This is a genomic window from Pseudomonas sp. IT-196MI5 (assembly GCF_949767415.1).
Taxonomy (GTDB): Bacteria; Pseudomonadota; Gammaproteobacteria; order Pseudomonadales; family Pseudomonadaceae; genus Aquipseudomonas.
On record NZ_CATKPZ010000003.1, the window covers coordinates 40,298 to 52,853 of the forward strand.

Annotated in this window: 8 protein-coding genes, 3 tRNA genes and 1 pseudogene; 3 read left to right on the plus strand and 9 right to left on the minus strand. The window is 55.2% G+C overall.

Going from position 1 to position 12,556, the window contains the following annotated elements:
- Positions 1-21: 21 nt before the first annotated feature.
- On the plus strand, positions 22-1,518 hold the full coding sequence (locus ACM6IK_RS01955) for a CoA-acylating methylmalonate-semialdehyde dehydrogenase (protein ID WP_414873009.1): 1,497 nt from the start codon (positions 22-24) through the stop codon (positions 1,516-1,518).
- 54 nt (positions 1,519-1,572) lie between these two features.
- Here ACM6IK_RS01955 and ACM6IK_RS01960 read toward each other — a convergent pair whose 3' ends face one another.
- Entirely contained in the window at positions 1,573-2,448 is an 876-nt protein-coding gene (locus ACM6IK_RS01960; protein ID WP_108215547.1) for a LysR family transcriptional regulator, read from the minus strand.
- A gap of 148 nt (positions 2,449-2,596) precedes the next feature.
- On the opposite strand from ACM6IK_RS01960, the gene ACM6IK_RS01965 reads away from it, so the two are divergent.
- Together ACM6IK_RS01965 and folD are read left to right on the plus strand one after the other, a co-directional pair.
- Complete coding sequence (locus ACM6IK_RS01965; RefSeq protein ID WP_414872916.1) at positions 2,597-5,026, plus strand: FAD-dependent oxidoreductase; 2,430 nt, start codon at positions 2,597-2,599, stop codon at positions 5,024-5,026.
- A gap of 59 nt (positions 5,027-5,085) precedes the next feature.
- Positions 5,086-6,003 (plus strand): bifunctional methylenetetrahydrofolate dehydrogenase/methenyltetrahydrofolate cyclohydrolase FolD, encoded by a 918-nt coding sequence (gene folD / locus ACM6IK_RS01970; RefSeq protein WP_115947913.1) that lies wholly within the window; start codon positions 5,086-5,088, stop codon positions 6,001-6,003.
- Positions 6,004-6,983: 980 nt separating this feature from the next.
- Here the strand turns inward: folD and ACM6IK_RS01975 are convergent.
- The 8 genes and pseudogenes from ACM6IK_RS01975 to ACM6IK_RS02010 form a co-directional block, all read right to left on the minus strand.
- Positions 6,984-8,306: a tyrosine-type recombinase/integrase gene (locus ACM6IK_RS01975; RefSeq protein ID WP_414872917.1), complete on the minus strand. Its 1,323-nt coding sequence runs from the start codon at positions 8,304-8,306 to the stop codon at positions 6,984-6,986.
- Positions 8,307-8,478: 172 nt separating this feature from the next.
- Positions 8,479-8,565, minus strand: a tRNA-Leu gene (locus ACM6IK_RS01980).
- Between the two features lie 195 nt (positions 8,566-8,760).
- Positions 8,761-8,834 (minus strand) — tRNA-Cys (locus tag ACM6IK_RS01985).
- 47 nt (positions 8,835-8,881) lie between these two features.
- Positions 8,882-8,957, minus strand: a tRNA-Gly gene (locus ACM6IK_RS01990).
- A 63-nt stretch (positions 8,958-9,020) separates the two neighbouring features.
- On the minus strand, positions 9,021-9,581 hold the full coding sequence (gene pgsA, locus ACM6IK_RS01995) for a CDP-diacylglycerol--glycerol-3-phosphate 3-phosphatidyltransferase (protein ID WP_414872918.1): 561 nt from the start codon (positions 9,579-9,581) through the stop codon (positions 9,021-9,023).
- Between the two features lie 32 nt (positions 9,582-9,613).
- Positions 9,614-11,437 carry an excinuclease ABC subunit UvrC gene (gene uvrC / locus ACM6IK_RS02000; protein ID WP_218430784.1) on the minus strand — a complete coding sequence of 608 codons (1,824 nt, stop codon included), beginning with the start codon at positions 11,435-11,437 and terminating at the stop codon, positions 9,614-9,616.
- Between the two features lie 2 nt (positions 11,438-11,439).
- Complete coding sequence (gene uvrY, locus ACM6IK_RS02005; RefSeq protein ID WP_008015884.1) at positions 11,440-12,081, minus strand: UvrY/SirA/GacA family response regulator transcription factor; 642 nt, start codon at positions 12,079-12,081, stop codon at positions 11,440-11,442.
- Between the two features lie 97 nt (positions 12,082-12,178).
- Positions 12,179-12,381, minus strand: a pseudogene (locus ACM6IK_RS02010) (GNAT family N-acetyltransferase); the annotation flags it as partial.
- Between the last annotated feature and the right edge of the window lie 175 nt (positions 12,382-12,556).

A 12,556-nucleotide genomic window follows, 5' to 3' on the forward strand; every position in this document is an offset into this window, starting at 1 on the left:
CAATCTTGCAGGTCTTCATCCATGAGCATCATTCAACACCTGATCAACGGCGAGCATATCGCCACCGCCGGCCGCACCGCGGACGTGTTCAACCCTTCCACGGGCGAGGTCATCCATCAGGTTTCACTCGCGGATCGCGCCACCGTTCAACACGCCATTGACTCCGCGACAGCCGCCTTTCCCGCATGGCGCAAGACGCCGGCCGCCAAGCGTGCTCAGGTCATGTTTCGCTTCAAGCAATTGTTGGAACAGAACGAAGCCAAAATCGCCCGGATGATCAGCGAAGAGCACGGCAAAACCATTGAAGACGCCACTGGAGAGCTCAAACGCGGTATCGAGAACGTCGAGTTTGCGTGCGCGGCCCCTGAAATCCTGAAGGGTGAGTTCAGCCGCAACGCTGGCCCGAACATCGATGCCTGGAGCGACTTCCAACCCGTCGGCGTTGTGGCTGGTATTACACCGTTCAACTTTCCGGCGATGGTTCCACTCTGGATGTATCCGTTGGCCATCGTGTGCGGCAACTGCTTCATCCTCAAGCCTTCGGAGCGCGACCCAAGCTCTACCCTGTACATTGCTGAGTTACTGATAGAAGCGGGTTTGCCTAAAGGGGTGATGAGCGTAGTTCACGGTGACAAAGAAGCTGTCGATGCGTTAATCGAGGCGCCGGAAGTGAAAGCATTGAGCTTCGTTGGGTCGACGCCTATCGCTGAATACATCTACGCCGAAGGCACCAAACGCGGTAAGCGTGTCCAGGCCTTGGGCGGCGCTAAAAACCATGCCGTGCTGATGCCGGACGCTGACCTGAACAATGCCGTTAGCGCCCTGATGGGGGCGGCTTACGGCTCCTGTGGCGAACGCTGCATGGCAATTTCCGTCGCCGTTTGTGTGGGCGACCAAATCGCCGATGCGCTGATCGATAAGCTGGTACCGCAGATCCAGGCGCTGAAAATTGGCGCCGGCACATCCTGTGGCCTCGACATGGGACCACTGATCACTGGCGCCCACCGCGACAAAGTGAAGGGCTACGTGGACGAAGGTGTTGAATCCGGGGCCGAGTTGGTCGTCGATGGTCGTGGGCTTCAGGTAACCAACAACGAAAATGGCTTCTTCCTGGGTGGATGCCTGTTCGACCGCGTGACACCTGAAATGCGCATCTACAAGGAAGAGATTTTCGGTCCCGTGCTGTGCATCGTGCGCGTAGCGAGCCTTGAACAGGCCATGCAACTCATCAACGATCACGAGTACGGCAATGGTACTTGCATCTTCACCCGCGACGGAGAAGCTGCCCGCCTGTTCTGTGACGAGATTGAAGTGGGCATGGTGGGGGTGAACGTTCCGCTACCGGTTCCGGTGGCGTACCACAGCTTTGGCGGCTGGAAGCGCTCGCTGTTTGGCGATCTTCATGCGTATGGTCCGGATGGTGTTCGTTTCTACACGCGTCGCAAGGCGGTCACACAGCGCTGGCCACAACGTGCCAGCCATGAGGCTGCGCAGTTCGCGTTTCCAAGTAACAGTTAAGGGAAAGGAGCCCGCCTATGGCGGGCTCCTGACTCCTCACCCAGTCCGCAGAGATTAACGAAGCTCCGACTCCAGCCAAGTGCAAAAGGCTTGTGCAGCCCCTGATAGCGGCTTGTTGTGCGGCTTCAACAAGTAGAACCCGGCAAGACACTCAATGCTCTGATCGAGCGGCGACACGAGCTGTCCACGCAGCCTGGATTTCTCCACGAGTTCCTCGTTAAGCAGACACACGCCTGCGTTTTCAATGGCCATGCTCGCCGCGATTGCGTAACTGTCGACGTAGAAACGCTGATAGTTTTCTGCCTCGCCTTGCGGGTAAGTAGCCAGCCAGTCACTCCAGCCATTGGGTGTACCCAACACATCGATCAAGGGCAGGCTCAGCAATCCCCCGGCACTTCGAAGTTTGGCAGCAACGTCCAGTGAGCAGTACGGTTTCAGCTCAGTCGAGAGCAGTTGTTGGATGTCGTACTGTTGCCAGTTACCTGCACCGTAGCGAATCTCCAGCTCTGCGCTGGAAGGTGGAGCATCCGCCTCCCAGTTAACGCCGTACATGCGAAGAGAAATTTGCGGATACAGCTCAGCAAACCGTTCCATGCGGGGGGCGAGCCACAACTGCGCAAATGAGTTGTTTACGCTTAATTCAAGTACGCCTTGGGCAACCGAGCTGAAGATGTTGTTCATACCTTGGTGCATATGCCAAAGGCCTTCCCGGACCACTGCCAAATACGCCCGCCCCGATACGGTCAGCTGGATCGAACGTGTTTGCCTCAGGAACAGCGCCTTGCCCAGTTTGTGTTCGAGCAATTTTATCTGCTGGCTCACCGCCGACTGGCTCATGTTCAGTTCAATCGCCGCTGCGGAAAAGCTCAAATGCCGCCCTACTGATTCAAACGTTCGAAGCCAGTTGAGCTGAAGATTGGTCAACGACATCGTGGCACCCCGGCATAAGCCCTACTTATAAATGACACTGGTATACATCGTTTGTAGTGCCATCTCAAGCACCTTAGCATCGAATCCAGACGCCCGGAGCCCCGGCGAATCACGTCTCCAATTGACCCGTCAAAGGATCCCCCCCGAGATGAAATCGGAAGCCAAAGTTTTAGTGATTGGTGGTGGTATTACTGGTGTGAGCACGCTTTACCATCTGGCCAAATCCGGCTGGACGGATGTCATGCTGGTGGAGAAACTTGAACTGACATCTGGATCAACCTGGCACGCCGCGGGCAACCTTCCTTCGTTCAGCACCAGTCTGAACATCATGAAGCTTCAGAAAAACAGCATCGAGCTGTATCAACAACTCGCGGAACAGACCGGTCAATCGGTCGGTCACCATCAAACAGGTTCGATCCGGCTTGCGCACACCAAGGAACGTCTGGATGAGTTCAAACGGGTCGCAGGCCTGGCCACGCTTGCCGGTTTGAATGGCGTCGAAGTGGTCGACAATGAGCGCCTGAAGGAACTGCATCCCTTCCTGGACACCACCGGTTTGCTGGGTGGGCTTTGGGACCCGTATGACGGTCATATCGATCCTACCAGTGTGACCAATGCCATGGCTCAATTGGCACGTGGTTACGGCGCTACCATTGTTCGGCACAATCCGGTCACCGCGATTACCCAACTCGCCGATAAAAAATGGGAAGTAACGACCGAACAAGGCATCATTCACGCAGACATTATCGTGAACGCCGCAGGTTTCAGGGCTAATGAAGTGGCTGCGATGATCGGCCATCAGTTCCCTATCTGTTCCCTGGAACATCAGTATCTGGTCACCGACAATATTCCAGCCTTGGTGGACAGACCCCACCACCTTCCCCTGCTTCGCGATCCCGACATCTCCTACTACCTTCGCCAGGAAGGGAAAGGACTGATACTCGGCCCCTACGAGCGCGAGCCGGTGGCCTGGGCAGTCGACGGCGTTCCAGCGACGTTCGGTCAGGAACTGCTGCAACCGGAACTGAACCGTCTCGAAGAAATCATCGGTGCAGCGATGGAACAGGTTGGGATAATCGGTGACGGCGGGATCAAGACCGTGGTCAATGGCCCAATCGTGTACACCCCAGACGGCCTTCCCCTGCTCGGCCCGGTGCACGGTTACGACAACTACTTCGCATGCGCAGGGTTCAGTTTCGGGATCACTCAGGGTGGCGGCGCGGGCCGATACCTTGCTCAGTGGATCATCGACGGCCACCCTGAGGTTGAACTTTGGGAGCTGGATTCCCGACGCTTTGGTAGCTACGCGAACCTTTCCTACACCGTCACCAAATCGCTTGAGCTGTACGCCAACGAATACCAACTAAGCTGCCCGAACGAATACGCGATGCGCCCGGCGTGTCGCGAAGTGAAGACCACGCCGATTTACGAAATACTCAAACACAAGAATGCCGTGTTCGTCGCTTATTACGGTTGGGAGCGTGCCAGCTGGTTTGCACAATCTGCCAATGTCCCAGTCGAGAACTTCAGCTACAGCCGGGGCAATTGGGATGCAGCAGTCCGGTCGGAATGTGAAGCTGTGCAAAATCGCGTGGGTATCCTCGATCTGAGTGCCTTCACAAAATTCGAGATCTCTGGAAAGGATGCTCGTTCATTTCTGGATCGGATCAGCCCCAACCAGGTTCCTGCAAAATGCGGGGATGTAGCTCTCGCCCATGTACTCACCCCATCAGGAAGCGTGGCGTGGGAATTTTCCATGACGCTCCTGGAAAGCGGTGCGTTTTACCTGATGTGCCCGGCGGCCTGTGAGTTGTTGATTGACGATTGGTTGCGGCAACGGGCAACGAAATACGTGGACATCTCCATCGCGAACATCACCAGGGATTGGGGCACGCTGATCCTGGCAGGCCCGAGAGCACGAGAAGTACTGGCAAAACTCACCGACGCCAATCTGAGCAATGAAGCATTTCCCTGGTTTACCGGCCAGGAGATCCAGGTGGTTGGGGCTCCCGTACGCGCGTTGCGAATGAACTTTGTCGGGGAATTGGGATGGGAACTCCACCATCCACTCCAACACCAGCAGGCACTTTACGAAGCCCTCGTGTGGGCGGGAGAAGTACATGGGATCGTCGACTTTGGGTTGCGGGCCATGGACTCGATGCGCATCGAAAAGGGTTACCAGATTTGGGGCCGCGAGCTGACAACCGAGTACTCGGCACTAGCTGCCAACATGGGCTACTTCATCAAGACCGATAAAGGTGATTTTGAAGGGCGTGCGGCAGTGCTGGCAGAAAAAGAGATGCCGAGTACCCACCGTCTCGTACTGATGGAAGTGCAAGCGGGCCTTGCTGACGCATTGGGTAGCGAGCCAATTTTCCATCAAGGAAAATTGGTTGGGCTTACTACATCAGGAGCCTATGGTTATCGCGTTAATAAGAGTTTGGCCATGGGCTTTATCAAACGCGAACTTGCGACCCTGGACACTGAACTCACCATCAAAATTCTGGGCGAAGAGTGCCCTGCGAAAGTCATTCGTGGGTGCCTTTACGATCCTAAAGGCGAACGCCTGAAATCTTGATCATGCAACTGCCTCCATGGAAGTGGAGGCAGCTTCTGAACGCTAATGGGTAGGACGAAATGACCACTACACAACCTTTGGAAAAAGCGCCCAGTGCAGAGGCCTCCATAATCGATGGGAAGGCGTTTGCCGAAATCTTGCGCAAGAATGTTGCCGTCGGTGCAAGGGCCTTCAGGGAGAAGCGCGGCAGAGCACCCGGGCTGGCTGTCGTACTAGTCGGGAGCGATCCTGCCAGCCAGGTTTATGTGAAAACCAAAATGAAGAAGGCGCTTGAGTCTGGGATTGACTCTTTCCCTCATCTGCTCGAAAGCGATACGTCCGAAGCAGACTTGCTGAGCTTAATCGACAAGCTGAACAGTGACCGCTATGTGCATGGAATCTTGGTGCAACTTCCGCTGCCCGCCCACATCGATGAATCGAAGGTTATTGCGGCCATAAATCCCGCCAAGGATGTCGACGGTTTCCACCCGATCAATGTGGGTCTGCTGGGCCAGGGGAAAGCCAAACTGATTCCTTGCACCCCTCTGGGATGCTTGATGATGCTGAGGGATCAGATCGGCGACCTCAGCGGAAAAAAAGCGGTAATTGTCGGCCGGTCCAACATCGTCGGCAAGCCCATGGCGAATTTGCTTATGCAGGAAAACTGCACCGTCACAATTGTGCACTCGCGCACGCGAGACCTGATCGCCGAATGTCGTCAGGCCGACATTCTGGTAGTTGCGATTGGCCGGGCCGAATTTATAGATGCTAGAGCGATCAAGCCAGGTGCAGTGGTCATTGACGTTGGTATCAACAGAGTCGAAAAAAACGGTATATCGGTTCTGGTGGGTGATGTCGATTTCGACGCCGCCAAGGATATCGCATCGGCCATCACTCCAGTTCCGGGCGGTGTTGGTCCTATGACCGTTGCTTGTTTGATGAAAAATACGCTGGCAGCGGCAGAGGCGATTGAAAGTAATACTGCGGCTCGCTACTAACTAATAGTGCAAAATGCTCAGACTTGATCTGACAGTTACCAGGTCGCCAGTCGTGCCTGTCAGGTCGAGTTTTGCTAATCAATTCTGTGTGCCAGATTCGCCCTTCATCAAAAAAGAAAGCCTTATATGGTGGCACAGGCAGCAATCGGTCGATACCGAGCACGGCGTCATCGTGGATGTGGAACCCGACCGACACCAATTCACTGCCCTACCGCATCCGACTTACTTTGAAAATGCCACGGTATTGCTCTGAACCCTGATCGGCGTCCTCCAAAGAGGCGTAAAATGAAAGCCAAAGATGTGCAGAAACATCCAATCTGATGAAGATGAAACAATTTCTAGCCCTTCTTACAAAATACGTACCGCTATCACCGGTGAAAAAATCCGTGAAATCAGCAAGAAATCCCGGATCGCGATTTCCCATCCATCACCCGTGACAGGGGGCAACACTGGGGGCAAATTTACGACCCTACTGGCTGCAAAGCCCGGATAGAGCCTTGGTAAAATGTTTTTTGGAGAGCAAGAGTTTGACTGTAAATAACAGACTCTAGACCCGCAGCGCTTTGTACGCGGAGCAAGAGCCATAGCTGGACTTACAGAGACAATCGGCAGTACCGGCGGCAGGGCTGGATGGTGGCGCATTCAACTCAAGCGCGTAATTTTTCCCTCGTAGTTGAGATGTCTTGCCAAATGGTGTTCTCCTGCGCAATAAAAAATCCGACTCAAGGGCAGCGTATCGCGATCATTAGCCCGTAGAAATCAGATGTAGACCGTCATTTTTCGAGTGTCTTCCTGTGCCTCATATGGCGCGAGAACTCCTGCCCTCCAGCGGCAACTCGAAAAACAACGAACTCCCATCAGAAGCACTCAAGTGTAGCGGTAACATCCATCGTCACCGCTCGAAGTTAACGCCTCAGTTTGAGCCCAGGGCACTACACACGATCCGCTTGGTCACGTCGAAATTATCCGAAGTGAGGGCATCAATTGGCGAACGATCTTTTTGTCGCCAATCGAGTGACATTCTCGCCGGCCAGATTCGCAAACTCATGAGGCGTGACATGCTCCTGAAGATTCGCCGTAAGGTACCGGCTCCACCAGTTCATGATCAACCGACGCTCCTCAATGAACTCTGCCTTGTGGATGTAGGCAGCTCGAACGCTGTTGCGCTCTCTATGACTCATTTGCCTTTCGATGGCCGTCTCAGACCACAGACCTGACTCGATCAGTGCACTACAGGCCATTGAGCGGAATCCGTGACCACAAATCTCTGTCTTCGTGTCGTACCCCATGGTGCGCAACGCTTTGTTCACGGTGTTTTCTGACATCGGCTTCCAGGCCCTAGCATCACCGGCAAATACCAGGTCGAATGTCCCAGTGAGGGTGTGGATCTGTTCAAGCACGGCCACAACTTGCGGCGATAAAGGCACAAGATGGACATCACCCGCCATTTTCGTCCCCCGCGTTGAATGGCGTACGTCCTCCAGCTCCGGCCGAGTATCCGGGATCTCCCATACGCCACGCTTGAGGTCGAACTCGCACCAGCGAGCGAAACGTAATTCACTCGAGCGAACAAACACGTGCAGCGACAGCATGAGCGTTAGCCGGGTCAGCTCTCGGCCCTTGTAGGCATTGATTCGTGCCATCAATTCAGGCAGGCGTGATAGGGGCAATGCAGGCCGATGGGAGACTCGCGGCGCTTTGATCAAGCCCTGAAGATCGTACGCAGGGTTTATCGGAATAAGGCGAAGGCGTTTTGCCTCACGCATAATACTTTGCAGGTATCTTTGTACCCTTAAGGCGACGTCAATCGTTCCTCGTTTTCTGATCGCCTCCAAAGATTGCATCAGATCATAAGTATCGAGATCAGCAATCGCGCGAGCACCGATAAACGGGAAAACATAGTTATTCAGACGGTTAAACACATTCTTGGAATGGTCCGGTGTCCATCTGGCCGACATGTTCTTGTGCCAGTCCAACGCCACGCTTTCAAAGGTACGGCCGTTGACAGCATCTCCAGTTTTGGCTTTACGCTTGTTCTCAACGGGATCAATGCCGTCTGCGAGCATCCGCTTCGCATCTAAACGCTTCTGCCGCGCATCGGCAAGGCCAATCACAGGATAGCTGCCGAGGGAGGTCAACCCCTCCCGGCCGTCAGGCTTTACGTACCTGAGACGCCAGCCTTTACGGCCATTGGGTTGGATTAGGAGATAGAGACCGTCGCCGTCGAAAAGCTTGTAGGGACGGTCTGTTGGCTTGGCTAAACGGCAAGCAGCGTCGGTAAGCGGAGCAGTTGTGCGCGACATAAGGGTACTATCCTTAATCGAACCAAAGACTACCCCTAACTTTACCCTCTAAATGACTGGATACCAGAAGAATGGACAAGAATCCGACGGAATGCTAAAACGAAAAAACCCGCCAGAAGGCAGGTTTTTCAAGGCTTCCAAAGAACTCAAAAGCGCTCAGTGGCATGCAAGATGGTGCCCGAAGCCGGAATCGAACCGGCACGCCCTTACGAGCGGGGGATTTTAAGTCCCATGCGTCTACCAGTTTCGCCATTCGGGCGGTAGCGCGGTGAAGCGTCCAGGTTCTGTCAAATAACGATCTGGCAGTTTTGACGCTTGTGCAGCAGAGGTGGAAATATATACATCCCGCCCCGGTGAAGCAAGTTCGCAAATACCCTTTTCAAGACTAAATCTTGCAGGCTACTGCAAATAAAAAAGCTCCGTAAATCATAGATCTACGGAGCTCGTTTATTAGTGGAGGCCGAGGTCGGAATCGAACCGGCGTAGGCGGATTTGCAATCCGCTGCATAACCATTTTGCTACTCGGCCTCAAAACATTTGGTGTCTAGTAGCACAACATCAAATGCGTACAAACTTGGAGCGGGAAACGAGACTCGAACTCGCGACCCCGACCTTGGCAAGGTCGTGCTCTACCAACTGAGCTATTCCCGCGTCTTGGTGTGGCGCATTCTATAGATTCCAGAAGCCCCGTCAACCCCTTGATTCAAAAAAGTTTTATTTCTTTTCAACGTCGGTCTTCAGATGTGGCCAGGCAGCCCGCAAGTACTGGACCATCGACCACAAAGTCAGGCCAGCCGATACCATCAGCAGCGTATAACCCAGCAAGACCCAGAAATTGAAATCCTTGGAATTGGCCAGCAGGATCACCAGCGCCAGCATTTGCGCAGCGGTTTTCCATTTGCCCAGGTTCGACACGGCGACGTGGGCACGAGCACCCAGTTCGGCCATCCATTCGCGCAGCGCCGAGACGACAATCTCGCGACCGATGATCACGGCAGCAGGCAGCGTGAGCCACAGGTTTCCGTGTTCCTGCACCAACAGTACCAGTGCAACCGCAACCATCAGCTTGTCGGCAACCGGATCGAGGAAAGCCCCGAACGGTGTGCTTTGCTCCAGACGGCGGGCCAGATACCCGTCCAGCCAGTCGGTGGCGGCAGCGAATGCGAAGACCGAGGCCGAGGCCAGGTAGCTCCACTGGTAAGGCAGGTAGAACAGCAAAATGAAGATCGGTATGAGTAGAACGCGTAGAACGGTAATCAGATTAGGGATATTCATCGGCACAACTGGCTACGAGGTGAGGGGGCATTCTACTCGCTGTGCAGATTTGCATAAATCAACTCTGCGAGCTTTTTACTGATCCCGGGGGCTTTGGCAATTTCTTCGATGCTTGCACGAGACAGCTCCTGCAATCCACCAAAATGTTTCAACAAATCCCGCCGACGTGTGGGTCCGACGCCGGCGACGCCTTCCAGTGTAGACGTCCGACGGGTTTTTCCACGCCGGGCGCGGTGCCCGGTAATGGCAAACCGGTGGGCTTCGTCGCGAATCTGCTGGATCAGGTGCAACGCGGGAGAATCGCCGCGCAACGTGAACTCATGTGCAGCGTCGTTCAGGTACAGGGTTTCGAAACCGGCCTTGCGCGTCGCGCCTTTTGCGACGCCGAGCAGAATCAAATCAGGCACGGCCAATTCATCGAGCACGTCGCGGGCCATGGACAACTGACCTTTCCCGCCATCTACCAACAGGATATCCGGCAGCTTGCCCTCCCCGTCCTTCAGCTTGCTGAAGCGTCGGGTCAACGCCTGATGCATCGCTGCGTAGTCATCGCCGGCCGTAACGCCCTCGATGTTATACCGGCGGTAATCGGATTTGATCGGGCCTTCGGGGCCGAAGACCACGCAGGACGCCACCGTCGCCTCGCCACTGGAATGACTGATGTCGTAGCACTCAAGTCGTTGAGGAGGCTCATCCAGCTTCAGGACCTCGGCCAGTGCATCGAAGCGCGCCGTAATGTGCTGACGATTCGCCAGCCGCGCACTCAGTGCCTGCTCGGCATTGGTCACCGCCAATTGTTGCCAGCGCGCCCGCGTACCCCGCACGCGATGGCTGATGGTCAGTTCGCGACCGCGCAACTCGTCAATGGCGGCAATCAGTGTTGGAAAGTCGTCGTGGACCACATTGACGATCAGCTCACTTGGCAAGTCGCGCTCAGGACTGCTGATAAAGTACTGGCCGAGAAATGCAGCCATGACTTCGCTAACGTCTTCTTCAATACCCACCTGAGGGAAGAAGTTCTTGCTTCCCAGTACCCGCCCGCCCCGCACGCTGATCAAGTGAACACAGGCACCGCCCGGGTTGACGAAGGCGGCAATCACATCGACGTCCCCGGTCCCGCCTTCCATGCTCTGCTGATCCTGAACCCGGCGCAGTAACGCAATCTGGTCCCGCAATTCGGCTGCTCGTTCGAACTCGAGATTGATCGCCGCCTCTTCCATGCCGGCGGACAACTCGTCTGTCAGAGCATTGCTGCGCCCCTCAAGAAACATCACCGAGTGGCGCACATCTTCGGCGTACACCTGGGGCTCCACCAGCCCGACGCAGGGTGCCTTGCAGCGCTTGATCTGGTATTGCAGACAAGGACGGGTGCGGTTCTTGTAAAAACTGTCTTCGCACTGCCGAACGAAAAACGTCTTTTGCAGCAGGCTCAGGCTTTCGCGAATCGCGCCAGCGCTCGGGTAAGGACCGAAATATTTACCCTTGGCCTTTTTCGCGCCGCGATGAATGCTCAGTCGCGGAAACTCTCCGTCGGAGAGAAAGACGTAGGGGTAGGATTTATCGTCGCGCAGCAGGATGTTGTAGGGCGGACGCCATTCCTTGATCAGCGTCTGCTCAAGCAGCAAGGCTTCGGTTTCGTTGGCCGTGATCGTCGTTTCGATCTGGGCGATACGCGCTACCAGTGCGGCGGTCTTGGGGGCAAGCCCGGTCTTGCGAAAGTAACTCGACAGGCGATTCTTGAGGTTCTTCGCCTTGCCGACGTAGAGCAACCGCGCTTCGCTGTCGAACATGCGGTACACGCCGGGTCGCCCGCTAACGGTGGACAGAAAGGCGCTCGGATCAAAGGTGTCGTTCATTTTCAGAGGCTGGCGTCGACCATGCCATGACGAACCGCCAATAGCGTCAATTCGACATCACTGCTGATCGAAAGCTTTTCGAAGATGCGGTAACGGTAGGTGTTCACGGTTTTCGGGGACAGGCACAACTTATCGGAAATGATCTGTACTTTCTGGCAGCCGACGATCATCAGCGCGATCTGGATTTCCCGCTCCGACAAGGCATCGAAAGGCGAATCGTTGGTGGGCTGGAAGGACTTGATCGCCAGCTGCTGGGCAATTTGCGGGCTGATGTAGCGTTGCCCGGCGAATACCAGGCGGATGGCCTGGACCATTTCCGGCAAACCGGCCCCCTTGGTCAGGTACCCTGCCGCACCGGCCTGCAACAGCCGCGTAGGAAACGGGTCCTCTTCACACACGGTCACCGCGACGACTTTGATATCCGGATGACTGCGCAATAATTTGCGAGTGGCTTCAAGACCGCCGATACCCGGCATCTTGACGTCCATCAGCACCACATCGGGTTTCAGCTCACGCGCCTTGAGCAGGGATTCCTCTCCCGACTCGGCCTGGCCGACTACTTGCAGGCCATCGATGTCAGCCAGCATTCGTGTAATGCCTGTACGAACGAGATCATGGTCATCGACTACTAGCACCCTAATCAAGCAGACACCTCGCAATATGGTCTTATTGGAATGCCAGACACCTTAGCAAAAAGCATCTGGCAGACCTAGCGGAAAGCGTCAGATTAAAAGTTTCAATTCATCTTGAAAGGCTTGTTGCAAGCGTGTTGCAGCAATCCCGACCGGAGATATCCAGCTGTATCCTCAGGAAACACTCGTCCTTGCCCCCCCCCTCAATCCCTTGCGCTCGTACAACGCTTGCGCCGGGTTGTTTTCGAAAACCGTCAGGCGCAACGCCGGACGCCGCTCCTGACGGGCCAGAACCAGTACCTGATCGATCGCCTTGTGACGATGTGTTTGTCGTTGAGACGCACTGTGTGTTCGCTCAAGCGATAGAAAGTGACGTCGTTGGCCGATAGCATTTTCTGATTGAATCTGCGTACCGGCCTCTAGTAAGCTCGACCCATCCATCGGAGACATACCATGTTCAACACCCTCTTGCAGCTTCGTACCGCCA